Genomic DNA, 23,852 nt, shown 5'->3' with positions numbered 1-23,852 from the left:
CAGCCCCCTTCAGAGAGCCGGTGGTTGGTGGGAACCGGCGTGCGGCCCCCTGTGGATACTGGTCCCCGAGCAGCTTGTCCGAATCTGTGAGTAGGATGAGACGTATGGCCCCGTTACCGGCCTCAGCCTTGTTCGAGGCTTATGAGGGCCGCTTTCGGGTAACCGGCGGCCGAACCAGGGTGGTACCGCGTCATTTCCGACGCCCCTGACTTGAAAAAGTCGGGGGCGTCGTTTTTGTCCCCCGCAGAATGTAAAGGAGGCACCCCATATGAAACCCGGATATCAAAAGTACATCCCCTTCCAGCCCCAGCCCATCCAGGGCCGCACCTGGCCGGACCGCGTCATCACCCAGGCCCCCGTCTGGTGTTCTGTGGACCTGCGGGACGGCAACCAGGCTCTGGTGGACCCCATGAACCTGGAGGAGAAGCTGGAATATTTTCACACCCTGGTGGACATCGGCGTCAAGGAGATCGAGATCGGCTTTCCCTCCGCCAGTGAGACCGAGTATGAGATCTGCCGCGAGCTGATCGAGGGGGGCCACATCCCTGACGATGTGACCATCCAGGTGCTGGTCCAGGCCCGGGAGCACCTGATCCGCAAGACCTTCGAGGCCATCCAGGGCGCCAAAAACGTCATCCTCCACTTCTACAACTCCACCTCCACCCTCCAGCGCAAGGTAGTCTTCCACATGGACACCGATGAGATCACCAAGATCGCCACCGATGCCGCCGACCTGATCTACGAGATGTCCCAGCCCCTGATCCAGTCGGGTATGAACCTCCGGTTCGAGTACTCCCCCGAGTCCTTCATGGGCACGGAGATGGACTATGCCGTGGAGGTCTGCCAGGCGGTGCTGGAGCACCTCCACGCCGCCCCGGAGCGTAAGGTCATCCTCAACCTGCCCACCACGGTGGAGAACTGCATGCCCAACCAGTTTGCCGACATGCTGGAGTATTTCATCCGCAGGCTCCCCTCCCGGGACTGCGCCATCATCTCCCTCCACCCCCATAATGACCGGGGCACCGGCGTAGCCACCACCGAGATGGGACTGCTGGCCGGGGCGGAGCGGGTGGAGGCCACCCTCTTCGGCAACGGTGAGCGCACCGGCAACGTGGATATGATCACCCTGGCTCTGAATATGTACACCCAGGGCGTGGACCCCAGGCTGGACTTTTCCAATATCAACAAGATCCGGGAGATGTACGAGCGCTGCACCAAGATGAAGGTGGGCGAGCGGCAGCCCTATGCCGGCGAGCTGGTCTTCACCGCCTTCTCCGGCAGCCACCAGGACGCCATCAACAAGGGCACCCAGTATATGAAGGAGTCCAACTCCGACTTCTGGGAGATCCCCTACCTGCCCATCGACCCCGCCGACGTGGGCCGGCAGTATGAACCCATCATCCGCATCAACAGCCAGTCGGGCAAGGGCGGTTCCGCCTATGTGATGGAGCACAACTTCGGCTTCGACCTGCCCAAGCTGATGCACCCCGAGTTCGGCGCCGTCGTCCAGAAGGAGACCGACCGGGTGGGCACCGAGATCGCCCCCGAGCGCATCTACGAGCTGTTCAAGGAGGAGTACCTGAACATTGACGCCCCCTACCGGATGCTCAAGCACGCCTTTACCGAGAGCATCGACGCCGAGGGGCACTCCCATGTCACCTTCTGGGGCACCATCCAGCACACGGACACGATCTTCCAGGTCTCCGGCGAGGGCAATGGCCCCATCGACGCCTTCTTCAACGCCATCAAGGACGAGAAGATGTCCCACTTCACCTTCCTGGATTACAAGTCCCACGCCATCACCGACGGCTCCGACTCCCAGGGCGTGGCCTACATCCTGCTCCAGGACCAGCGGGACGGCAGGAAGTACTGGGGCGTGGGCGTCTCCCATAACATTAACCTGGCCCCCCTGCGCGGCATCCTCTCTGCCATCAACCGCTCCAAGCGGAGCGCTCAGTAGCCTGAGCAGTGCTTTCCCCCGGCGCACATGCCGCGGGGGAAAACAGATCACAACTTGATTTGCGCCTGCGGGCGCGAACTCTGCGAGGCTCTTCCATAAGCTCCGGCCCGGCGGCCCTCTGGATATTCCAGCGGGCCGTCGGGCCATTTGTTTACTTTAACTCATTCCATAAATTTTATTCACCGTTTTTTAACATATTATTTTTTCTTTTCTTATTGACTTTTTCAATGTTTAGAATATACTAATCCTTGTAAATAGCTTGAAGAAGGAGGCTATCTTATGTCTAACAAGTCTATCACAAAGGAAAAAGCGGTCGCCAAAGCGCCCGCCCGCATGTCCAAGAAGGACCCCCTCACCAAAAGCCAGCTGGAGCTCATCAACGCCTGGTGGCGGGCATCCAACTATCTGGCCGCCTGCCAGCTCTACCTGCTGGACAACCCCCTGCTGCGGGAGCCCCTGAAGCCCGAGCACCTGAAGCGCACCATCGTGGGCCACTGGGGGACCTGCCCTGGTCAGAACTTCATCTACACCCACCTGAACCGGGTCATCAACAAGTATGACCTGGACATGATCTACCTCTCCGGCCCCGGCCACGGCGGTAACGCCATGGTGGCCCAGGACTACCTGGACGGCTCCTATACGGAGATCTACCCCAACATCAGCCGGGACGCCGAGGGCATGAAGAAGCTGTTCAAGCAGTTCTCCTTCCCCGGCGGCATCGCCAGCCACGTGGCCCCCGAGACCCCCGGCTCCATCAATGAGGGCGGCGAGCTGGGCTACTCCCTGTCCCACGCCTTTGGCGCGGTCATGGATAACCCCGACCTGATCGCCGCCTGCGTGGTGGGCGACGGCGAGGCGGAGACCGGCCCCCTGGCCACCGCCTGGCACTCCAACAAGTTCCTCAATCCCAAGACGGACGGCGCGGTGCTACCCATCCTCCACCTCAACGGCTTTAAGATCGCCAACCCCACCGTCTTCTCCCGCATCTCCCACGAAGAGGCGGAGATGTTCTTCAAGGGCTGCGGCTGGGAGCCCCGCTTCGTGGAGGGGGACGACCCCATGGTCATGCACCAGAAGATGGCCGCCGCCCTGGACTGGGCCGTCCGGGAGATCCAGCGCATCCAGGAGTACGCCCGCTCCACCGGCGACGTCACCCGGCCCCGCTGGCCCATGATCGTCCTGCGCTCCCCCAAGGGCTGGACCGGCCCCAAGGAGGTGGACGGCAAGCCGCTGGAGGGCTGCTGGCGCGCCCATCAGGTGCCCATCGCCGTCCACGACGGCGCCCCCGGCCGCGTCCAGGAGCTGGAGCAGTGGCTGAAGAGCTACCGCCCCGAGGAGCTGTTCGATGAGAACGGCACTCTGATCCCTGAGCTCCAGGCCCTGGCCCCCAAGGGGAACCGCCGCATGGGCGCCAACCCCCACGCCAACGGCGGCCTGCTCCTCCGGGACCTGCGCACCCCCGACTTCCGGGACTACGCGGTGGATGTTCCCCAGCCCGGCGCGGTGGAGGCCCAGGACATGACCGTTATGGGCACCTATGTCCGGGACGTGATGGAGCTGAATATGGAGTCCCGGAACTTCCGGGTCTTCGGCCCCGACGAGACCGCCTCCAACCGCCTCTCCCCCGTCTTTGAGGTCACCGGCCGCCGTTGGGAGGACCCCATCGACGAGCACCTGGACGAGAACCTGGACCGGGACGGCCGGGTCATGGACTCCATGCTCTCCGAGCACCTGTGCCAGGGCTGGCTGGAGGGCTATCTGCTCACCGGCCGCCACGGCTTCTTCAACAGCTACGAGGCCTTCATCCGCATCGTGGACTCCATGGTTGCCCAGCACGCCAAGTGGCTGAAGGTGTGCAACCAGCTGCCCTGGCGGCAGAAGATCGCCTCCCTGAACTACGTCCTCTCCTCCAACGTGTGGCAGCAGGACCACAACGGCTTCACTCACCAGGACCCCGGCTTCCTGGATCACGTGGCCAACAAGAAGGCGGACGTGGTGCGCCTCTACCTGCCCCCGGACGCCAACTGCCTGCTCAGCTGCTTCGACCACTGCATCAAGAGCCGCAACTACGTCAACGTCATGGTCGCCTCCAAGCACCCCCGTCCCCAGTGGCTGACCATGGAGCAGGCCGTCAAGCACTGCACCCAGGGCATCGGCATCTGGCAGTGGGCTTCCAATGACCAGGGCTGTGAGCCCGACGTGGTCATGGCCTGCTGCGGCGACACCCCCACTCTGGAGACCCTGGCTGCTGTCACCATCCTGCGCCACTACCTGCCCGACCTGAAGATCCGGGTGGTCAACGTGGTGGACCTGATGAAGCTCCAGCCCCACACCGAGCACCCCCACGGCCTCACTGACGAGGACTATGACGCCCTCTTCACCAAGGACAAGCCCATCATCTTCGCCTTCCACGGCTATCCCACCCTGGTGCATGAGCTGACCTACCGCCGCCGCAACAAGAATCTGCACGTCCGCGGCTACAAGGAGGAGGGCACCATCACCACGCCCTTCGACATGCGGGTGCAGAACGACATCGACCGCTTCGACCTGGTCATCGACACCGTCAAGCGTCTGCCCCAGCTGGGCAACACTGCCTCCTATCTCATTCAGGAGATGCAGGATAAGCTGGTGGAGCACCGCCAGTATATCACCACCTACGGCCAGGACCTGCCCGAGGTCCGGGACTGGAAGTGGAACGACGGCAAGGGGAACTATTGATCCCTCCCCCATCGCAGTCCATCCGTGCAATGCGGAACAGGGACAGGGGGCGGTATGCATCGCATACCGCCCCCTGTCCTTTTGTTATGAGACAGAAAGAGCCGTCCCACTGGTCTCAGGGGGACGGCTCTTATCTATTCTGAATTCTGATCGATCTGGCCGCCCGGTCACAGGTGTTTTCTCGCCACGGCCTCAGCGATCTGCTCCCTGCTCTGCTCTGTCTCCTCAGGGGCCCGCATGCAGAACTCCTGGAACAGCACGTCCAGCACAAAGAGCTGGGCCATCCGGGCATTGACGGAGCCGGCCTGGAGCGGCCCCTCGTCGGCGCCGCACTGGAGCACCACATCCGCCAGCTGGCCCCCCGGCGATTTGGGGAAACGGGACACCAGCACCACCTTCACCTGCCGCTGCCGGGCCACCTCCAGCAGGTCCTGGAAGTCCCGGGTGGAGCCGGAGTAAGAGAAGAACAGGACCAGTTCGTCCGGGTCCATCAGCGCAAGGGTATTCATCTGAAGGTGGGAGTCGGGCACAAACAGGAATTTGGGGGACACGGTGGAAAAGAGGGTCCAGGCCTCCTCTGAGAGCACCATGGAGCTGCCCTGTCCCATGCACACCACCCGGCGGGATCGCCGGAGCAGGTCCACGGCCCGGGACACCTGTCTGGGGTCCAGCAGCTGGATGGTCTGCTCCAGCACCGCCACATTCTCTCCCAGCAGCTTTTTGCACATGGCGTGAAAGCCGCTGCTCTCTTGGAGGATGGCCGCGTCCGCCCGGTGGCTGTCCCGGGTCATCGATGCCTTGGCCAGCTCCAGCTTGAAGGCGTTGTATCCAGTCAGCCCCAGCCTCCGGCAGAAGCGGGAGATGGTGGCGTCAGCCACGGTGCACTCCTCCGCCAGCTCGGAGATGGACATGTACTGGACATCGATCCGGTGCCTCAGCACATAGTCGGCCACCTTCTTTTCCGAGTTGGTCAGCTGAAAATACTGGCTGCTAATGGTCTCAAATATGTTATGCGCCGTCATGCTCTCTCCTTCCTCTTCTCCCCCGGCCGTCCTCCGGCCCTCAGTTCTGCTCCAGGATCTGCCCGATCAGCTGATCCGCCATGATCAGGCTGCGGGGCACGTGGAAGGGCCCTTTGAAGGTGCAGCCCTTGCAGGCGGGCTCGGTGGGCTTGCCGTCCCGGCGGAGATAGCCGTACCACTCGCCGTACTCCGGGTCCGCGAAATAGGTCTTGCAGTAGTCCACGGTCTTGTAGAACCAGTCCAGATACTTCTCGTCCCCGCTGTCCCGGTACATCATCAGACTGGCGATCAGGATCTCGTTGTGGGGCCACCACAGCTTCATGTCGTGCTCATAGGCCTCCGGCGGGAATCCCATGCAGTCCACGAAGTAGAGCAGGCCGCCGTACTCCTTGTCCCAGCCCCGCTCGATGGCCATATCAAAGACCTCCATGGCCTTCGCCCGCAGCTCCGGGTCGTCCTCGTACTTGGCCTCCTCCATCAGGAACCAGCTGCACTCGATGTCGTGGCCCGGATTGACGAAGCGGCCGGCGGAGATGTCGGACCAGAACTCGCCGTTCATGCCCACGGTCTCCAGGGTGCACTTCAGCTCCGGCTTGTGGTGATAGCGGAAGATGGTCTCCACGCACTGCTTGGCCCGGGCGTCATAGACCTCCCGGTGCTCCGGGTCGCAGCGGCGCATCACTGAGGTGATGTTCAGATAGATCATGGGGTCGGCCAGGGCGCGGCCGCTCCGGGTCTCCGGGATGGTCTTGGGGCCCATGCCGGCGGGGTCCTTGATGAGGCCGTTGTTCAGCTGATAGATCAGCTCATAGGCCCGGCGGGCCCGCTCCAGGCACTCCCTGTCCCCCGTGACCGCGTAATACTCCGCGTTGGCCAGGGCGTAGAAGCCCTCGGAGAAGCAGTAGCGGCGCTGGCGCAGCGGCTTGCCGTCGCCGGTGACGGTGAAGTACATCCGGCCGTCCGCCTCCCGGTTGATGCAGTGCTTCTCCATGAAGTCCAGACAGCTCTTGCTGGCCTCCAGCCACTCCGGCCGGGTGCCGTAGACGGTGCACAGATAGGCGTAGGTCCAGCCGCACCGCCCCTGCATCCACACGCTCTTGTCCGTGGAGAACAGGCGCCCTGTCCGGTCGATACAGGTGTAGACGCCGCCGTGCTCCTTGTCCATGCCGTATTTCAGCCAAAATTCGGCACTGGACGCCAGTTCCTTCCTGACCCACTCCCTGGTCTCCTGCAATCTCTTTCTGTCCATAAATTTCAACCCCTTATGACGGCAAAAGCCGCTGTTTTTTGGATTTTTCCACAACGATCCAAATCTGTAACTCCATCATAGCACTCCAGGAAAGTTTTTTCAATGAAATAATTTGTGAAAAATTTTTCCCGCATTTTAGGTGACAATCCACTCCCTGCATGATACAATTATACAAGAGCGTTGGAATATCTCCCCCCTCGATTGGGCGTCTTGCTCCAAACCGCGCTTCCGGCTTCTCATTATATCCCCGAACGACGGGAATCGCAACAGCCAGAAAGAAGGACTTCCAAAAATTTTAGGAGGCGATTTGTCGTGAATCAGTACGGTATCCAATTTGAGGTCAAAAACAAGCCCAGCCTGGACCCGGAGTTCATGCCCATCCTGAAGTTCAACCGCGCGTTTCTTGAGACGGCGAAGAAGCCGGTCTCCATTGCCCTGGAGCGCTCCGGCGGCCAGGTGGCGGTGTGTGACACCTTCATCCACGGCACCCCGGAGATGCGCCAGGCCGACCAATACTACATCGACCGCCTGGTCAAGTCCATGCTGTGGATGAAGGGCGGCTTCAAGGTGTATGTCAGCGGGGACGAGGACATTTACAACTATCTGAAAAAGACCTTCGCCCCCGGCGGCGCCCGGTCCTTTGACTCCGACTTCATGGCCGGCGTGTACGAGCGCCCCTTCGAGGTGGTCTTCTGCGACAAGGTCCCCCAGGAGGCGGGCGCCTCCCAGGCTGTCGGCCGCCATCTGGCGGGCTGCCGGGTGGGCTTCGACGCCGGCGGCAGCGACCGCAAGGTGTCCGCTGTCATCGACGGCGAGCCCGTCTACTCCGAGGAAGTGGTCTGGTTCCCCAAGATCACCGAGGACCCCGACTATCACTATGACGGCATCGTCTCCGCTTTCAAGTCCGCCGCCGAGAAGATGCCCCGGGTGGATGCGGTGGGCGTCTCCTCCGCCGGCATCTACATCGACAACCGGACTATGGTAGCCTCCCTGTTCCTGAAGGTGCCCAAAGACAAGTTCAACGAGAAGGTAAAGGACATCTATATCCGGGCCGCCCGGGACGTGTTCGGCCCCGACATCCCCCTGGTGGTGTGCAACGACGGCGACGTGTCCGCCCTGGCGGGCGCCATGGGCCTGGGCGAGAACAACGTACTGGGCATCGCCATGGGCACCAGCGAGGCTGTGGGCTATGTGGACGAGAAGGGCAACATCACCGGCTGGCTCAACGAGCTGGCTTTCATGCCGGTGGACGTGAACCCCGACGCCATGGAGGATGAGTGGTCCGGCGACATCGGCTGCGGCGTGAAGTACTTCTCCCAGGACGGCGTCATCAAGCTGGCTCCCCGGGCGGGCATCAACCTGTCCGAGTCCCTCTCCCCCGCGGAGAAGCTGAAGGAGGTCCAGAAGCTGATGGATCAGGACGGCAACAACGCCGCCGAGATCTACCGCTCCATCGGCACCTATCTGGGCCACGCCCTGGCCTACTACTACGACCTGTATCACTGCAGGCACGTGCTGCTCCTGGGCCGGGTCATGTCCGGCAAGGGCGGCGACCTGGTTCTGGAGGAGGCCAAGCGGGTGCTGGCCGACGAGTATCCTGAGTGCTCCGGCAAGCTCTTCCCCGCCCTGCCCGACGAGAAATCCCGCCGCGTGGGCCAGTCTGTGGCCGCCGCCAGCCTGCCGGAGGTGTAAGCGCCCATGATCATCGGCAACGCCAAGCTGTTCCTGGACGGCGCCTTCCAGGAGGGCTCCCTCACCTTCGAAAACGGCGTCATCACCGCTGTGGGCCCCGCCCAGGGTCCCTGTGACCTGGACGCCGGGGGAAAGTATCTGGTCCCCGGCTTCCTCGATGTCCACACCCACGGGGCCATGAACGAGGACTTCTCCGACGGGCGGCCCGAAGGACTGCCCATCATGTCCCGCCACTACGCCGCCCACGGCGTCACCTCCTTTCTGGCCACCACCATGACCCTGAAGGAGGAGACCCTCACCCCCGCCATGCACGCCATCCGGGACTTCCGCCGCCCGGCGGACGGCGCCAAGTGCGCCGGCATCCACCTGGAGGGTCCCTTCCTGTGCTACGCCAAGCGGGGCGCCCAGGCGGCGGAGAACCTGCACGAGCCGGACGCTTCCATGTTCCACCGCCTCAATGAGGCCAGCGGCGGCATGGTCCGCCTGATCACCGTGGCACCGGAGGAGGAGGGGGCCATCCCCTTTATCCGGGAGGTCTCCCAGACCTGCACCGTCTCCCTCGGCCACACCACTGCCGGCTATGAGACCGCCATGGCGGCCTATGGTGCGGGGGCCAGCCACGCCACCCACCTCTTCAACGCCATGCCCTCCTTCCTCCACCGGGAGCCCGGGGTCATCGGCGCGGCCCTGGACAGCGGCGCCACGGTGGAGCTGATCTGTGACGGCCTGCACATCCATCCCGCCGTCATCCGGGCCACCCACAAGCTGTTTGGAGACAAGCTGGTCATCATCAGCGACTCCCTGCGCTGCGCCGGCATGCCCGACGGCGAGTATGAGCTGGGCGGGCAGCCCATCGAGATGAAGGGCGGCAAGGCCACCCTGCGCGGGACCGACACCCTGGCCGGCTCCTCCTCCAACCTGCTCTCCGAGCTGCAAAACGTGGTGGCATTCGGCCTGCCTCTGGAGGACGCCGTCACCGCCCTCACCCTTGCTCCCGCCAGGGCCGTCCGGCTGGACCACCAGATCGGCTCCTTGGCCGTGGGCAAGCAGGCCGACCTGGTGCTGCTCAACCCAGACCTCACCCTGGACTCCGTCTATGTGGACGGGGAAAAGGTCCGCTGAATTTAGAAGGAGGAATCCCCCATGAAGATCATTTCCGCAAAGGACTATCAGGCGCTCAGCCGCGCCGCCGCCAATATCATCTCTGCCCAGGTCATCCTCAAGCCCAGCTGTGTCCTGGGCCTGGCCACCGGCTCCAGTCCGGTGGGCACCTATCAGCAGCTCATCGAGTGGTACAAGAAGGGTGACCTGGACTTCTCCCAGGTCCGCACCGTCAACCTGGACGAGTATGTGGGGCTGGACAAGGACCACGACCAGAGCTACGCCTACTTCATGCGCACCAACCTGTTCGACCACATCAACGTGGACCCCGCCAACACCAATATCCCGGACGGCATGGCCCCCGACGAGGCGGAGGAGTGCGCCCGCTACGACAAGGTCATCCGTGACCTGGGCGGCATCGACCTGCAGTTGCTGGGCCTGGGCGTCAACGGCCACATCGGCTTCAACGAGCCCGCCGACGCCTTCTCCACCGGCACCCATCAGGTCACCCTCACCGAGAGCACCCGGGACGCCAACAAGCGCTTCTTCGCCAGCATCGACGAGGTGCCCACCCACGCCCGCACCATGGGCACCCGGGAGATCCTTCAGGCCCGCCGGGTGCTGATGGTGGCCTCCGGCGCCAACAAGGCCCAGGCCATCAAGGACGCTTTCTTCGGCCCCGTCACTCCCCAGGTCCCTGCCTCCATCCTTCAGTACCACCCCGACTTCACCCTGGTGGCCGATGAGGCGGCCCTCTCCCTCCTATAAGGAGCCGGACATATTTTTAAACCCAGCAGGGCCGCGGAACTGTTGTTCCGCGGCCCTTCTTCCATCTCTTTTCTGTCTGCGCTCCCCTCACAGTCGGGCCACGCCGGTCTCCCGGGCCGCCTGGGCCACCGCCTGGGCCACTGCGGGCACCACACGGGGGTCAAAGGGCTTGGGGATGATATTCTCCTCCGACAGCTCCTCCTCCCCGATCAGGCCGGCCAGGGCCCGGGCGGCGGCCATCTTCATCTCCTCGTTGATGTCGCTGGCCCGCACATCCAGCGCGCCCCGGAACACCCCGGGGAAGGCCAGCACGTTATTGATCTGGTTGGGATAGTCGCTCCGGCCGGTGGCCACCACCCGGGCTCCCCCCGCCTTGGCCTCCTCTGGGAAGATCTCCGGCGTGGGGTTGGCGCAGGCAAAGACGACGGCGTCCTTCGCCATGGTGCCCACCATCTCCGGAGTCACCACCTTGGGGGCGGAGACGCCGATGAACACATCTGCCCCCACCATCATCTCCGCCAGGGTGCCAGTGCGGCGCTCCAGGTTGGTCACCTCGGCAATGGCGGCCTGTGCCTCGTTGAGCTGAGGATCTCCTTTACACACCGCGCCAAACTTATCGCACAGGGTGATGTGCCGGAACCCGGCGGACAGCAGCAGCTTGGTGATGGAGATGGCCGCCGAGCCCGCGCCGGAGAACACCACCTTCACGTCCTCCTTCTTCTTCCCCACCACCCGCAGGGCGTTGGTGAGGCCGGCCAGGGCGATGATGGCCGTTCCGTGCTGGTCGTCGTGGAACACCGGAATATCGCACATCTCCTTCAGCCGGCGCTCGATCTCAAAGCAGCGGGGGGCGGAGATGTCCTCCAGGTTGATGCCGCCGAAGGAGCCGGAGATGTTGTACACCGTCTGGACGAACTCGTCCACATCCTTGGTCCTGACACACAGGGGGAACGCGTCGATGCCGCCGAAGGTCTTGAACAGGACGCACTTGCCCTCCATCACCGGCATCCCGGCCTCGGGGCCGATGTCCCCCAGGCCCAGCACGGCGGTGCCGTCGGTGATGACCGCCACCAGGTTGTGCCGCCGGGTGAGCTCGTAGCTCTGGCTGGGGTCCTTCTGGATCTCCAGGCAGGGCTGGGCCACCCCGGGGGTGTAGGCCACCGACAGCTCCTCCTTGTTCCCCGCGGGCACCGTGGCCACCACCTCGATCTTTCCCTTCCACTCCCGATGCAGCCGGAGGGCCTCTTTCGCGTAATCCATAACTCCATTCCTTTCCATGTATCATCTCGGTCCCGCGCACGGGACTTCCTTCCATACCGCTATTATACCGGATCGGACAAAAATCGCAACCGCTTTCTCCTCCCCTCTCCCACATTTCTTTCTCCCGGTGCCGGGGGCCTTTTGGTGCATCTCTCCCCGCCCCGCGGGAAAGATATCCGGTGCGGGAGGCGCCCCTCCCCGCCTACGCCGGCCCAAACAGGTCCCCGTGCGCGAAAAGACGAAAAAAATCACGTTTTTGCTTTTCTTTCAGGGGAAAATATACTATACTATTAGGGACTGTATCCATACTGCATCCCGGGCGCTGGCACATGGTGTTTTCCAGCCCCCGGCCTTTTTCAGAGAGGAGGCGGCCTGCTTTGGAGCAGCAACTGACGAAAAAATACGGCCTGCCTACCGCCATCTGCATGGTGGTCGGCATCGTCATCGGCAGCGGCATCTTTTTCAAAGCGGAAAAGATCCTCAACGCCACCGGCGGCGACCTGCGCACAGGCATCCTGGCCTGGATCATCGGCGGCCTGATCGCCATCTCCAACGCCTGCGCCTTTGCCGTCATGGCCACCCGCTATCAGAAGGTGGGGGGCATGGTGGACTATGCCGAGGCCGCCGTGGGCCGGGCCTACGGCTACTATCTGGGCTGGTTCCTGGCCGCGGTCTACTATCCCTGTCTGACCAGCACCCTGGCCTGGGTGTCCGCCCGCTATACCTGTGTCCTGCTGGGCTACGACATCGTCAGCGGCGAGTGCATGACCATCACCCTGTTCTATCTGGTGGCCGCCTACTTCATCAACACCATGGCCCCCCGTCTGGCCGGCAAGCTCCAGGTCTCCATGACCCTCATCAAGCTGGTCCCCATCCTGCTCATGGCCGGGATGGGCACTGCGGCAGGGCTGCGGAGCGGCATGACCGCCGCCAACTTCGCCCAGGTCACCGCCGACACCGTTACCGCCTACCCCCTCTTCACCGCCCTGGCCGCCACGGCCTTCGCCTATGAGGGCTGGGTGGTGGCCACCACCATCAACGCGGAGCTCAAGGACCCGAAGCGCACCCTGCCCCTGGCCCTGGTCTGCGGGGTGGGCATCATCATGCTGATCTATCTGTTCTACTATGTGGGCATCGCCGGAGCAGTCCCCAACGCCGTCATGATGGAGAGCGGGGAGCATGGCGCAAGGCTGGCTTTCTCCACTATCTTTGGCCAGGCTGGGGGCACCATACTGTTTGTCTTTGTGCTCATCTCCTGCCTGGGCACCTGCAACGGGCTGATGATGGGCTGCACCCGGGGATTTTACGCCCTGGCGGCCCGGGGAACAGGGCCCAAGCCTCAGATCCTCTCCCAGGTGGACCCCTCCACCGGCATGACCTCCAACGCGGCTGCAGCCGGACTGCTGGCCTGCGCCTTCTGGGGGACCTACTTCTATTTCGGCTGCCTCCAAAATCATCTGGGCCCCTTCCGCTTTGACTCCTCCGAGATCCCCATCATCACCCTCTACGCCATGTACCTCCCCATCTTCCTGGGCTTCATGCGGGAAGCCAGGGAGGAGCCGCCCTTCCGCCGCTTCGTGCTCCCCGCCCTGGCCCTGTGCAGCGGCCTGTTCATGGTGATCGCCGGCATCCTGTCCTACCAGTGGGACTGCCTCTATTATCTGCTCTTCTTCGCCGTCTTTATGGCGGCGGGGGCACTCTTCTACAAGCGGAAGAGCCTCTGAGCCCGCTGTCATCGGTCAGCCCGGAGCCCCCCGATGGGGGCTCCGGGCTTTTTTTCAGCAGCCAGAGAGGCAGGAATGTGGGCCGGTCCCCTTTCTTCAGGCAGCGGTGCCTGGGGCAGCCGAGACAGAAAAGAAGAACACAAAAGCGCAGGGGCTGTGAGTCCCTGCGCTTCGCCTCTTTTATTCCGCTCCCGTCTCTGGGCCGCACCCCCGGGATCACTTCTTTTTGACTGCCTCCGCCTGATCCAAGAGCTCCTCCGCACTCCTGCGCAGGGCCGGAGTCACTGCCGCCCCGCCGATGAGCCGGGCCAGCTCCTCGATGCGGCCGGCGCGGTCCAGCCGCTCCACCCGGGTGTAGGTCCGGCCGTCCCGCTCCCCCTTCTCCACCGAGAAATGGGTGTCCGCCATGGCGGCGATCTGGGGCAGGTGGGTGACGCAGAGCACCTGCTTCTTCCGGGCCACCTGGGCCATCTTTTCCGCCACCTTCTGGGCCGCCCGGCCGGACACTCCGGTGTCCACCTCGTCAAAGACCAGGCTGTCGATGCCGTCGTCCTCCGCCAGCACATTTTTCAGCGCCAGCATGATGCGGGCCAGCTCTCCTCCGGAGGCCACCTTCTGGATGGGCTTGAGAGCCTCGCCCACGTTGGCGGACATGAGGAACTGCACCTCGTCCCCGCCGGTCTCATCCAGCCCCCAGGCCCCCTCCTTGGGGGCGAACTCCACCTGGAAGCGGACTTTGGGCATGTCCAGCTGGCGCAGCTCCTCCTGCACCCGGGTCTGGAGAGCCTCGGCCGCCCGTCTGCGGGCCTGGGAGAGCACCCCCGCCCGCCTCGCCGCCTCCTCCCTGGCCTTCTCCAGCTTCTGGCTCAGGCGGGCAATGGTGTCGTCGGCGTACTGGATCTGGTCCAGCTCCTGGCGGCTCCGCTCCAGGTAATCCAGCATCTCCTCCACCGTGGAGCCGTACTTCTTTTTCAGCCGGTAGATGGTATCCAGCCGCCCCTCCAGCTCGTCCAGTTCCTCCGGGGAGAAGTCCAGCTCCTCCTCCAGATCCCGCAGCAGCTCCACCGCGTCGTCCGCCTCACACCGCAGCTGGGACAGCTTCTCCTGGAGCTGGGAGAGGCGGTCGCTGTACCGGGCCACCCCCTGGACGGCCCCCTCGGCCTCTGCGAGCAGGTCGGCCGCTCCCCGGCCGTCCTCGTCCCCGGACAGGGCGTACTGGGCGGTCTGGACCGCATCCATCAGCTTCCCGGCGCTGCGCAGAAGCTGGCGCCGCCCGTCCAGTTCCCGGTCCTCCCCCGGCTTCAGGTCGGCCCGCTCCAGCTCCCCGATCTGGAAGGTGAGGGTGTCCACCCGGCGGGAGCGCTCCGCCTCGTCCATCTCCAGTTCCCCGATCTTTTTCCGCAGCTCCGCCAAAGCTCCGTATGCCTCCCGGAAGGAGGCCAGCTCCCCCTCCGTGTGTCCGGAGCGGTCCAGATAGCCCAGATGGCAGGCCGGGTCCAGCAGCTGCTGTCCGTCGTGCTGGCCGTGGATGTTCAGCAGCTGACGCCCCAGCTCCCGCAGCTGGGCCACGGTCACCAGCCGCCCGTCCACCCGGCAGATATTCCGGCCGTCCCCCTGGATCTCCCGCTGGAGGAGCAGCTCCTCCCCCGCCGGGACCCCGTTCTCCTCCAGCCAGCCCAGCCCGGACACGCCGGTGAACACCGCGTTGACCAAGGCCGACTTCGCCCCGGTGCGGATCAGCTCCCGGCTGGTCCGCTCCCCCAGCACCGCACTGATGGCGTCAATGACGATGGACTTGCCCGCTCCGGTCTCACCGGTCAGAGCGTTGAAGCCAGGATCGAACTGGATATCGGCCCGCTCGATGACCGCGATATTCTCAATGTGAAGCAGAGAAAGCATCTTTGCCCCTCCTGACCTGTCTCAAACTCACTCCAGCAGCTTGTGGGCTTCGCTGCAAAATGCCTCTGCCGAGGCGCTGTCCCGCATGATGAGCATCCCGGTGTCGTCCCCCGCCAGACTGCCCACCATCCCGGCGATCTCCATCCCGTCCAGGGCGGAGCAGGCCGCCGAGGCCAGCCCGGGCATGGTCTTGACCACCACCAGATTCTGGGCCGCCTCCACCGAGACCACCCCCTCCTTGAAGATGTTCCGCAGCCGGCCCGCGGAGCTCTTTCCCTCCTGCCGGTCCGCTGCCACATAGCGGTAGCTGCCGGAGGGGGCCAGCTCCTTCACCAGCCGCAGCTGCTTGATGTCCCGGGAAATGGTGGCTTGGGTGGTGGTGAACCCCCGCAGCTTCAGCTCAGCGAGCAGCTGCTCCTGGGTCTCCACATCCATCATGCGGATCACATTCAAAATCTCCGCCTGTCTCGCTCGCTTCACAGTTCATACCCTCCCAGCTTCTGATAGATGATCTGATAAAAGTTCCGTTCCGTCAGCCGGATCAGCCGGGTGGACTGACGGGCACAGGAGATCTCCACCCGCTCCGTTCCGGTGATGCGCAGAGCCTTGCCCCCGTCCACCGCCAGGTACAGATGCTTCCGGCTCCCCCGGGGGAGCTGGACGGTGACCAGCCGCTCCGGCGCCAGCACCATGGACCGGGTGGACAGCTGGTGGGCGCACACAGGAGTGACGATGATGTCCCGTGAGGTGGGCTCCACGATGGGCCCGCCCGCTGACATGGAGTAGGCGGTGGAACCGGTGGGGGTGGAGACGATGACCCCATCCCCCATCAGGTTGGTGACCAGCACCCCGTCCGCCCGGACCTCCATCTCGGCCACCCGGGCCATGGAGCCCTTGGAGATCACCGCGTCGTTCAGGGCCAGGTCCTCCGAGAGCACCTTCTCACCCCGGAGCACCCGGACGGAGAGCATCATCCGCTCCTCGGTCCGATACTCGCCGGCGGCCAGCAGGGTGAGCAGGCTCAGCTCGCCCCGCTCCAGCTCCGCCATAAAGCCCACGCTCCCCATGTTCACCCCCAGGATGGGCACGTCGTGGAGGGTGGCGTCCCGGGCCGCGTGGAGGATGGTCCCGTCTCCGCCAAAGCAGAGCAGCACATCCGCCCGCTTCAGCTCCTCCTCCATGCTGCCCAGCTTCACCTGCCGGGGCAGATCCAGCCGGTCCCCCTTCCTGGGGGCAAAGGGGAGGCAGAGGGCCGTCTCCGCCCCGGCGTTGTTCAAGATCCTGCGGGCCTCCAGCGCCACCCGCAGGCCCCTGTCCCGATAGGGGTTGGAACTGAGCAGCACTCTCACGGCTGTCCCTCCTTCCCCTGGAGGGACCGGTGGGACTCCTCCACCAGCTCCCTCAGGTCTCCGGACCAGACCGGGCCCTCCCCCTCGGTCCCCAGCCAGCCCAGGTATTCAATATTGCCCTCCGGGCCGGTGATGGGGGAAAAGGTGATATCCTTTACAGAAAATCCCGCCTCCCGGGCATGGTCCAGGAAGTGCTCCAGCACCTCCAGATGGACCGCCGGGTCCCGAACCACCCCTTTTTTGCCCACCTTTTCCCGGCCGGCCTCGAACTGGGGCTTGACCAGGCACACCGCCTGGGCCCCCTCCCGCACCAGGGGGCGCATGGGGGGCAGGATCAGCCGGAGAGAGATGAAGGCCACGTCCACGGAGAAGAAGTCCAGGGGCTCCGGGATCTGCTCCCCGGTGAGGTAGCGGGCGTTGGTCCGCTCCATGCACACCACTCTGGGGTCGCTGCGCAGCCGCCAGTCCAGCTGGTTGTAGCCGGAGTCTACGGCGTACACCTTCTCCGCGCCCCGCTGGAGCATGCAGTCGGTGAAGCCGCCGGTGGAGGAGCCGATGTCGGCACACACCGCCCCCTCCAGACGGATGGGCCAGCGCTCCACCGCCTTCTCCAGCTTCAGTCCCCCCCGGCTCACATAGGCCAGGGTCCTGCCCCGCACCTCGATGGCACAGCCGGGCCCTACCTGGGTGCCCGCCTTGTCCACCTTCCGCCCATCCACATAGACCTGCCCCGCCATGATCATGGCCTGGGCCTTCTGGCGGCTCTCCGCCAGTCCCCGGGCAGTCAGTTCAACATCCAGCCGCTGTTTTGTCAAATCGCAGCACCTCCATGGCCCGCTGGGCCAGCCCGGCTCCGTCCAGTTCCAGGAGCCGCTTCAATTCTCCCACGCTGCCGTGGGGGGTAAAGGTATCGCCGGAGCTGCACAGTGCCACCCGGGCGCTGATGCCGGCCTGCTCCAGCGCGCAGGCGAGCCGCTCTCCCACGCTGCCGGCGGAGACGCTGTCCTCCGCCACCAGCAGGGCGCCCGTCCGGCGCACAGAGTCCAGCACCGGAGCGGCATCCAGCGGTGTAATGATGTTCAGCTTTACAACTTCCGCCTCTACGCCCCGCTCCTCCAGCAGCCGGGCCGCCTGGAGCACATCGTTGATCTCCACACCGTAGGACACCAGCGTGATGTGGGACCCCCGTCGCAGGACGGCCGCCGGGGCCCGGCCGCTGTCCTCCCGGTACTCCCCCTCGCCGCCCCGGGGATAGCGCACCGCCGCCGGCCCGTCCCAGCGCAAGACCGCCTCCTCCAGCATCGCCTTCAGCTCGGCAAAATTGGCGGGGGCATAGACCCGCATCCCAGGGACGCTGTTGAGATAGGACACGTCAAAGACTCCCTGGTGGGTCTCGCCATCCTCCCCAACCAGCCCGGCCCGGTCCACCGCCAGCACCACATGCAGCCGGTCCAGAGCCACGTCGTGGAGCAGCATGTCATAGGCCCGCTGGAGGAAGGTGGAATAGACCGCCACCACCGGGACCGCCCCCTGCTTGGCCATGCCGGCGGCCATGGACACCGCGCAGCCTTCGGCAATGCCCACATCGAAAAAGCGGTCCGGGAACTGGAGGGCAAAGTAATCCAGCCCAGTCCCGGTCTGCATAGCCGCCGTGACGGCGCAGACCCGCGGGTCCTCCCGGGCCAGCCGGGCCACCTCCCGCCCAAACACGGAGGAGAAGCTGGCCCGCCCCTGCTTCAGGGGCTCCCCTGTCTCGGGATCAAAGGGGGACACGCCGTGGTAGGCGTCGGGATTCTCCTCAGCAGGTGTGAAGTCTTTTCCCTTTATGGTCCTGACATGGAGCAGGACCGGCTCCTTCAGGTCCCGGGCGTAGCGGAGGATCTCCGTCAGCTCCCGCAGGTCGTGGCCGTTCACCGGCCCCAGATAGGTGAAGCCCATATTCTCAAACAGGCTGCTGGGGAGCAGGCTCTCCTTCACCGCTTTCTTCAGCCGGTGGGTCACCCGGTAGATCTTCCGCCCGAACCAGGTGGCGTTCATCACCTTCCGGTAGTACTTCTTGAAGGTGAGGTACTGGGGCTTCAGGCGCTGGCGGGCCAGGTGCTCCGCCACGCCGCCCACGTTCTTGGTGATGGACATGCCGTTGTCGTTGAGGATGACCAGCAGCTGGCCCCTGCTCTGCCCCGCGGTGGACAGGCCCTCATAGGCCAGTCCGCCGGTGAGCGCTCCGTCTCCGATGAGAGCCAGCACCCGGTAGTCCTCCCCCAGCATGTCCCTGGCCCGGGCCATCCCCACCGCCACCGCCACCGAGTTGGAGGCGTGTCCGGCGATGAATGCGTCATGGACGCTCTCAGATGGCTTGGGGAAACCGGCGATCCCGCCGAGCTGCCGGATGGTGGACATCTGCTCCCGCCGGCCTGTGAGCATCTTGTGTGGGTAGCTCTGATGGCCCACGTCAAAGACCAGCCGGTCCCGGCTGGTGTCGAACACCCGGTGGATGGCCACGGTGAGCTCCACCACCCCCAGGTTGGAGGACAGATGCCCTCCGGTCCGGGCTACGTCCCGGATCAGCTCCTGCCGGAGCTGGCCGCACAGCTCCCGGGCCTCCTGGTCCCCCATCCCCGCCAGGATGGGGCCATATGAGGTTGTTTTGTCTCTCTTATCCAAAAAAATCCCTCACAGCTTCCTGGGCGGCGCCGCAGCGCCTCCCCTCCCGGTTTACCAGATCATGGGGCCGGTGATGCCAATGGCCGTGCCCAGCAGAGCCCCCATCAGCACCTGGGGGAGCGTGTGGCCCAGGTGCTCATTCAGCTTCTTTTTGGGCTTGAGCTCCTCCGGCATCTCCTTCCAGTGGGCCATCACATAGTTGAGCACCTTGGCCTGCTCCCCAGCGGCCCGGCGCACATTACAGGCGTCGTACATCACCACCAGGGCCACCACCGCCGCCAGGGAGAACAGGGGCGCCTGCCAGCCGTAGATCTGCCCGATGGACGCCGTAGCCGCGCAGATGAAGGAGGAGTGGGAGCTGGGCATGTCGCCGCTGCCTACCATCCGTTTCAGGTCCAAGTTCCGGTTCACGACCAGATTGGCCACTGTCTTGATCAGCTGGGCCAGGAACCACGCCAGGATGGACAGATCCAGCACCAGATTCCCCGTTAAAAAACCGGTACGCCCCTCAAACATTTGCCTTCGCTCCCTTCTGTCCCGTCTGTTTTCACTTCCGCCGGGAGGCCAGCTCCCGGGCCAGCCAGATGAGGAAATCCGGCTGCGGGAATCCGTTCAGTGCGGACACTGCCTCCTCCGTCAGCTGCTCCACCAGCGCGCCGCTCCCCTCCAGCCCCAGGGCCGTGACGAAGGTGCTCTTCTCTCTGGAGCGGTCCGAGCCCACCGGCTTGCCAAACTCCTCGGTGGTGCCCGTCACGTCCAGCATGTCGTCCCGGATCTGGAAGGCCCGGCCCAGCTTCTGAGCATAGCGGGCCACGGCCCGCCGCTGCTCCGGGCTCCCCCCCGCGGCAATACACCCCAGCTCCGCCGCGGCGGAGATCAGGGCGCCGGTCTTCAGGCTCTGGAGCAGCTCCAGCTCACTCAGGGACAGGCTCCGCCCCTCCCCCGCCATATCCAGCACCTGTCCCCCCACCATGCCGGAGGGACCGGCCGCCCGGGAGAGGCAGTCCACTCCCTCTGCCATCTGCTCCGGGGAGAGCAGATCCCGCCGGGCAGTCAGCATCTGAAAGGCCGCGGTGAGCAGGCCGTCCCCGGCCAGCACCGCGGTGGCCTCCCCATACACCCTGTGGTTGGTGGGGCGCCCCCGGCGCAGGTCGTCGTCGTCCATGCAGGGCAGGTCGTCATGGATCAGGGAGTAGGTATGCACCATCTCCACCCCGCAGGCAAAGGGCAGGGCCCGCTCCGGGTCGCCGCCGCACAGGCGGCAGCACTCCAGGGTCAGCACGGGCCGGACCCGCTTTCCCCCCGCCATCAGGCTGTACTCCATGGCCTCCTGGAGGTCCGCGTACCGGTCGTCCTCCCGGAATATGGCCCCCAGGGCCTCCTCGATCCGCTTCTGGTCGCCGGCCAGCCGGCGCTCAAATTCCAGGCTCATATCACAGTTCTCCTCCAAAGGGCTCCTCCCGGGGCTGTCCGTCCTCCCCTGCGGTGAGCAGGGTCACCTTCTGCTCCGCCTGATCCAGGCGCTTGGTGCACTCCCGCATCAGCTTCGCCCCCTCTTCAAAGAGCGCCATGGCCTCATCCAGCGGGGCGTCCCCCCGCTCCAGCAGGCCCACGATCTCCTCCAGCCGGGCCATGGACTGCTCAAAATCCAGCTTTTTTCCCGCCATCACAGGCACTTCCTTTCCTCCACCCGGCACGCCAGGCTGCCGTCCGACAGGCGCAGCTCCAGCCGCTCTCCCGGGGCCGCATCCTTGACAGAGGCGATCAATGTTCCATTCTCATTTCGGGCGATGGAGTAGCCCCGGCCCAGCACCTTCAGCGGGCTCATGGCGTCCAGCGCCGCGCTGTCCCGGGCCAGGCGCTCCCGCGCCCGGGACAGGATCTGTCCGGCCCCGTGTCCCAGCCGCTGTCCCTGGTAGTCCAGCAGCAGCCTCCGGTCCCGGAAATAGGCCCCCGGGTCGGTGAGCATCCGGCTGCGGCCCAGCCGCTCCAGATCCTTCCTGCGCCGGGCCAGCAGGCTGCCGGTCCCCTTCTCCAGCCGCTTGGCCAGCCCGTCCAGCCAGGCGTACAGCTCATTCTGGTCGGGCACCGCCAGCTCCGCCCCGTTGGAGGGGGTGGCCGCCCGCAGGTCGGCCACAAAATCAGCGATGGTCACGTCGGGCTCATGGCCTACGGCGGAGATCACCGGGATCTGGGAGCGGTAGATGGCCCGGGCCACGCACTCCTCGTTAAAGGCCCACAGGTCCTCCATGGAGCCGCCCCCCCGGCCGGTGATGATCAGGTCGGCGGCTTGATGGAGGTTGGCCCAGTCCAGGGCGGCGGCGATCTCCTCCGCCGCCCCCTCCCCCTGCACCCGCACCGGCAGGACGCGCACCTGGGCCAGGGGGTATCTGGCCCCCAGGATGCGCAGCATGTCCCGCACCGCCGCCCCTGCCGGAGAGGTGATCAGGGCGATGCGCCGTGGATAGGCGGGCAGAGGCCGTTTGTGGGCCTGGTCGAACAGGCCCTCCCGCAGCAGCTTCTCCTTCAGCTGCTCAAAGGCTACGTGCAGGTCCCCCGCTCCCTCCGGGGTCAGGCGGACGCAGTACAGCTGATACTGCCCGTCCCGTGGGAACACGGTGATCCGCCCGGCGGCGATGACCTGCATCCCGTTCTCCGGGCGGAAGCGCAGGGAGGCGGCGTCCCCCCGGAACATGACGCACCGCAGTGCCCCCTGGCTGTCCTTCAGCGTAAAATAGTGGTGCCCGGAGGGATACATCTTATAGTTGGACAGCTCCCCCCGCACCAGCAGGCCGGAGAGGAGCCGGTCCCGGTCCATCCAGCTCTTGATATAGCCGCTTACCTGGGAGGGACTGAGGATGGTCTCTTCTCTCATGCCAGCTCCCCTCCCTCCAGGGCCCGCCGGGTCAGGATGGCCACCCCCATGGCGTTGTCCGTGGAGTAGCAGGGCTGGGCGAACAGGGCGCCGCAGCTCCTCTCCATGGCGGCCCGCAGCTGTCGGTTGGAGGCCACACCGCCGGAGCACAGCACCGGCAGGCCGGGGCAGCGGCGCTGGGCCTCCTGGGTGGCCCGGAGGACCACGCTGCACACCGTGTCCAGGGTGAAGCGGGCCACGTTGGCCGGGGCCTCTCCCTCCGCCAGCAGTCTCTTCACCTGATTCTCCATCCCGGACAGGGAGAACGTGAGGTCCTTCAGCTTCACGCGGTACTCCATACAGGCATCCGCCTGAGGATAGAGCTCGTCCAGCGCTTTGCCAGCTGGGAACTGGAGCCCCAGCAGGACGCCGGTGCGGTCGATGAGCTGGCCAGCGGAGATGTCGCTGGTCCCGCCCAGCTTCTCCGCCGCCACATTGGTCCCCTGGGGCCGGACCAGCAGCAGCTCGGTGGTGCCGCCGGACAGGTGCCAGGCCAGGAAGGGACCGTCCAGCAGGTCCGTCCGCCCGGCGGACCAGGCCGCCGCCGCCAGGTGCCCCTGCTGGTGGGAGCAGGCAAAAAACGGCACCCCAAGGGCGGCGGCCAGCGCCCTTCCCTGGGACTCCCCCGCCAGGAAGCAGGGCATGTAGGAGCCCTCCACAGCCCGGGGCCGGGTGCTGGCCCCCACTGCCTTCAGGTCCCGGAGCAGTCCGCGGCCCTCCAGCTCCTCCAGCAGCGCCGGGAGCTGCTTCACATGCTGGAACAGGGCGTCGCTCTGCCGCAGTCCCAGCTCTCCGGGCCGCACCGCCAGCAGGCGGCCGGCGTTGCAGCCATCCGCCCCGTCAAAGACGGCTGCGGAGGTGGTATAGTTGCTGGTATCCAGTCCCAGAACCGGCATGGTCATTCCTCCGGCTCCTCCGGTCCCGCCGCTTCCTCCTCCTTCTTTTCCGGCTTGGGGGCGGAATCGGCAAACTCTGCCCGGACAAAGGAGCCCAGGATGCCGTTGATAAAGGAGACCACCTCGGCCGGCTCATAGTTCTTGGCGATCTCCACCGCCTCGTTGATGGCGGCGGAGTTGGGGATCGCCGGCATATACAGCACCTCATACATGGCGGTGCGCATCACCGCAGCCGCCATGCGGGGGATGCGGGCAAAGCTCCAGCCCACGGAATAGCGGGAGATGTAGTCATCCAGCTCCGGCCCGTGGACATAGACCCCCTGTACCAGATCCCGGATGTACTGCCGCTGCTTCTCGTTGGGAAACTGGGCATAGAGGGGCTCCTCCTCCCCCAGCTGTGCGAACCGCTCCCGGGTCATCTCGTGCTCCAGCAGCTCCTCCGCGCTGCGGCTGCCAAAGCCCAGTTCATAGATCATATGCACCGCGACCTCACGGGCGTTGCTTCTCGTCATTGTGTGATCCCTCCGTCACTTGGGCCCTCTGTCCCAATCTTTCTCTCTGGCCCGCGTCTCCGGGGCTCCGACTTTTCATCCAGATCCATTATATACATGTATATACAAAAAGAAAACCCTAAAA

General features: G+C 65.0%; 20 protein-coding genes and 1 other annotated feature (1 of these 21 running past the window's edge). Of the genes, 6 read left to right on the top strand and 14 right to left on the bottom strand.

The features are described 5' to 3' along the window. Positions 1–210, top strand: a binding site (T-box leader); it begins 31 nt to the left of the window's first position. Between the two features lie 58 nt (positions 211–268). Beyond that, positions 269–1,960: a 2-isopropylmalate synthase gene (gene leuA, locus BN1969_RS12655; protein ID WP_050624624.1), complete on the top strand. Its 1,692-nt coding sequence runs from the start codon at positions 269–271 to the stop codon at positions 1,958–1,960. A gap of 333 nt (positions 1,961–2,293) precedes the next feature. Beyond that, the gene (locus BN1969_RS12650; protein ID WP_202973721.1) at positions 2,294–4,678 is read left to right on the top strand and encodes a phosphoketolase family protein; all 2,385 of its coding nucleotides are present in this window, start codon (positions 2,294–2,296) and stop codon (positions 4,676–4,678) included. Between the two features lie 167 nt (positions 4,679–4,845). On the opposite strand, the gene BN1969_RS12645 is transcribed toward BN1969_RS12650, so the two are convergent. Then, positions 4,846–5,700, bottom strand: a complete 855-nt coding sequence (locus tag BN1969_RS12645; RefSeq protein ID WP_050624622.1) for a MurR/RpiR family transcriptional regulator — start codon at positions 5,698–5,700, stop codon at positions 4,846–4,848. A 40-nt stretch (positions 5,701–5,740) separates the two neighbouring features. After that, positions 5,741–6,949, bottom strand: a complete 1,209-nt coding sequence (locus tag BN1969_RS12640) for an AGE family epimerase/isomerase (RefSeq protein ID WP_050624621.1) — start codon at positions 6,947–6,949, stop codon at positions 5,741–5,743. 312 nt (positions 6,950–7,261) lie between these two features. Between BN1969_RS12640 and BN1969_RS12635 the strand changes: the two genes are divergently transcribed. From BN1969_RS12635 to nagB, 3 genes are read left to right on the top strand one after another with little or no spacing between them, the layout of a single operon-like run. Beyond that, entirely contained in the window at positions 7,262–8,641 is a 1,380-nt protein-coding gene (locus tag BN1969_RS12635; RefSeq protein ID WP_050624620.1) for an ROK family protein, read from the top strand. A gap of 6 nt (positions 8,642–8,647) precedes the next feature. Next, positions 8,648–9,763, top strand: coding sequence for an N-acetylglucosamine-6-phosphate deacetylase (gene nagA, locus BN1969_RS12630; RefSeq protein ID WP_050624619.1), 1,116 nt, complete (start codon positions 8,648–8,650; stop codon positions 9,761–9,763). A gap of 21 nt (positions 9,764–9,784) precedes the next feature. Beyond that, positions 9,785–10,510, top strand: a complete 726-nt coding sequence (gene nagB / locus BN1969_RS12625; protein ID WP_050624618.1) for a glucosamine-6-phosphate deaminase — start codon at positions 9,785–9,787, stop codon at positions 10,508–10,510. Between the two features lie 87 nt (positions 10,511–10,597). Here nagB and BN1969_RS12620 read toward each other — a convergent pair whose 3' ends face one another. Beyond that, positions 10,598–11,770 carry an NAD(P)-dependent malic enzyme gene (locus BN1969_RS12620; RefSeq protein WP_050624617.1) on the bottom strand — a complete coding sequence of 391 codons (1,173 nt, stop codon included), beginning with the start codon at positions 11,768–11,770 and terminating at the stop codon, positions 10,598–10,600. Positions 11,771–12,147: 377 nt separating this feature from the next. On the opposite strand from BN1969_RS12620, the gene BN1969_RS12615 reads away from it, so the two are divergent. After that, positions 12,148–13,494 (top strand): APC family permease, encoded by a 1,347-nt coding sequence (locus tag BN1969_RS12615; protein WP_050624616.1) that lies wholly within the window; start codon positions 12,148–12,150, stop codon positions 13,492–13,494. A 216-nt stretch (positions 13,495–13,710) separates the two neighbouring features. Here BN1969_RS12615 and recN read toward each other — a convergent pair whose 3' ends face one another. From recN to nusB, 11 genes are read right to left on the bottom strand one after another with little or no spacing between them, the layout of a single operon-like run. Then, complete coding sequence (gene recN, locus BN1969_RS12610) at positions 13,711–15,393, bottom strand: DNA repair protein RecN (RefSeq protein ID WP_050624615.1); 1,683 nt, start codon at positions 15,391–15,393, stop codon at positions 13,711–13,713. 27 nt (positions 15,394–15,420) lie between these two features. Next, positions 15,421–15,873, bottom strand: a complete 453-nt coding sequence (locus tag BN1969_RS12605) for an arginine repressor (protein WP_050624614.1) — start codon at positions 15,871–15,873, stop codon at positions 15,421–15,423. Then, the gene (locus BN1969_RS12600; protein ID WP_050624613.1) at positions 15,870–16,742 is read right to left on the bottom strand and encodes an NAD(+)/NADH kinase; all 873 of its coding nucleotides are present in this window, start codon (positions 16,740–16,742) and stop codon (positions 15,870–15,872) included. Before BN1969_RS12600 ends, BN1969_RS12605 begins: the two co-directional genes overlap by 4 nt. Then, positions 16,739–17,557 carry a TlyA family RNA methyltransferase gene (locus tag BN1969_RS12595; RefSeq protein ID WP_050624612.1) on the bottom strand — a complete coding sequence of 273 codons (819 nt, stop codon included), beginning with the start codon at positions 17,555–17,557 and terminating at the stop codon, positions 16,739–16,741. The genes BN1969_RS12600 and BN1969_RS12595 overlap by 4 nt, the downstream gene beginning before the upstream one ends. Then, complete coding sequence (gene dxs, locus BN1969_RS12590; RefSeq protein ID WP_329737564.1) at positions 17,532–19,406, bottom strand: 1-deoxy-D-xylulose-5-phosphate synthase; 1,875 nt, start codon at positions 19,404–19,406, stop codon at positions 17,532–17,534. The genes BN1969_RS12595 and dxs overlap by 26 nt, the downstream gene beginning before the upstream one ends. A gap of 51 nt (positions 19,407–19,457) precedes the next feature. Continuing rightward, positions 19,458–19,922 carry a divergent PAP2 family protein gene (locus BN1969_RS12585; RefSeq protein WP_050624611.1) on the bottom strand — a complete coding sequence of 155 codons (465 nt, stop codon included), beginning with the start codon at positions 19,920–19,922 and terminating at the stop codon, positions 19,458–19,460. A gap of 31 nt (positions 19,923–19,953) precedes the next feature. Beyond that, positions 19,954–20,838 (bottom strand): polyprenyl synthetase family protein, encoded by an 885-nt coding sequence (locus tag BN1969_RS12580; protein ID WP_050624610.1) that lies wholly within the window; start codon positions 20,836–20,838, stop codon positions 19,954–19,956. Position 20,839: 1 nt separating this feature from the next. Beyond that, positions 20,840–21,073: an exodeoxyribonuclease VII small subunit gene (gene xseB, locus BN1969_RS12575; protein WP_050624609.1), complete on the bottom strand. Its 234-nt coding sequence runs from the start codon at positions 21,071–21,073 to the stop codon at positions 20,840–20,842. Next, positions 21,073–22,281 (bottom strand): exodeoxyribonuclease VII large subunit, encoded by a 1,209-nt coding sequence (xseA, locus tag BN1969_RS12570; protein ID WP_050624608.1) that lies wholly within the window; start codon positions 22,279–22,281, stop codon positions 21,073–21,075. The genes xseB and xseA overlap by 1 nt, the downstream gene beginning before the upstream one ends. Then, positions 22,278–23,222 (bottom strand): Kae1-like domain-containing protein, encoded by a 945-nt coding sequence (locus BN1969_RS12565; RefSeq protein ID WP_413464694.1) that lies wholly within the window; start codon positions 23,220–23,222, stop codon positions 22,278–22,280. The genes xseA and BN1969_RS12565 overlap by 4 nt, the downstream gene beginning before the upstream one ends. After that, positions 23,219–23,728, bottom strand: a complete 510-nt coding sequence (nusB, locus tag BN1969_RS12560; protein WP_050624607.1) for a transcription antitermination factor NusB — start codon at positions 23,726–23,728, stop codon at positions 23,219–23,221. The genes BN1969_RS12565 and nusB overlap by 4 nt, the downstream gene beginning before the upstream one ends. Positions 23,729–23,852: the final 124 nt, after the last annotated feature.

This window comes from Clostridium phoceensis (assembly GCF_001244495.1).
Lineage (GTDB): Bacteria > Bacillota > Clostridia > Oscillospirales > Oscillospiraceae > Lawsonibacter > Lawsonibacter asaccharolyticus.
The sequence above is the reverse complement of the archived record's forward strand: the minus strand, read 5'-3'. Positions and strand labels throughout refer to the sequence as shown.

Excerpts from the sequence above, each read along its gene's own strand:
- leuA (WP_050624624.1), top strand. The coding sequence starts at position 269 with ATGAAACCCGGATATCAAAAGTACATCCCCTTCCAGCCCCAGCCCATC.
- BN1969_RS12650 (WP_202973721.1), top strand. The coding sequence starts at position 2,294 with ATGTCCAAGAAGGACCCCCTCACCAAAAGCCAGCTGGAGCTCATCAAC.
- BN1969_RS12645 (WP_050624622.1), bottom strand. The coding sequence starts at position 5,700 with ATGACGGCGCATAACATATTTGAGACCATTAGCAGCCAGTATTTTCAG.
- BN1969_RS12640 (WP_050624621.1), bottom strand. The coding sequence starts at position 6,949 with ATGGACAGAAAGAGATTGCAGGAGACCAGGGAGTGGGTCAGGAAGGAA.
- nagA (WP_050624619.1), top strand. The coding sequence starts at position 8,648 with ATGATCATCGGCAACGCCAAGCTGTTCCTGGACGGCGCCTTCCAGGAG.
- nagB (WP_050624618.1), top strand. The coding sequence starts at position 9,785 with ATGAAGATCATTTCCGCAAAGGACTATCAGGCGCTCAGCCGCGCCGCC.
- BN1969_RS12620 (WP_050624617.1), bottom strand. The coding sequence starts at position 11,770 with ATGGATTACGCGAAAGAGGCCCTCCGGCTGCATCGGGAGTGGAAGGGA.
- recN (WP_050624615.1), bottom strand. The coding sequence starts at position 15,393 with ATGCTTTCTCTGCTTCACATTGAGAATATCGCGGTCATCGAGCGGGCC.
- BN1969_RS12585 (WP_050624611.1), bottom strand. The coding sequence starts at position 19,922 with ATGTTTGAGGGGCGTACCGGTTTTTTAACGGGGAATCTGGTGCTGGAT.
- BN1969_RS12580 (WP_050624610.1), bottom strand. The coding sequence starts at position 20,838 with ATGAGCCTGGAATTTGAGCGCCGGCTGGCCGGCGACCAGAAGCGGATC.
- xseB (WP_050624609.1), bottom strand. The coding sequence starts at position 21,073 with ATGGCGGGAAAAAAGCTGGATTTTGAGCAGTCCATGGCCCGGCTGGAG.
- xseA (WP_050624608.1), bottom strand. The coding sequence starts at position 22,281 with ATGAGAGAAGAGACCATCCTCAGTCCCTCCCAGGTAAGCGGCTATATC.
- BN1969_RS12565 (WP_413464694.1), bottom strand. The coding sequence starts at position 23,222 with ATGACCATGCCGGTTCTGGGACTGGATACCAGCAACTATACCACCTCC.
- nusB (WP_050624607.1), bottom strand. The coding sequence starts at position 23,728 with ATGACGAGAAGCAACGCCCGTGAGGTCGCGGTGCATATGATCTATGAA.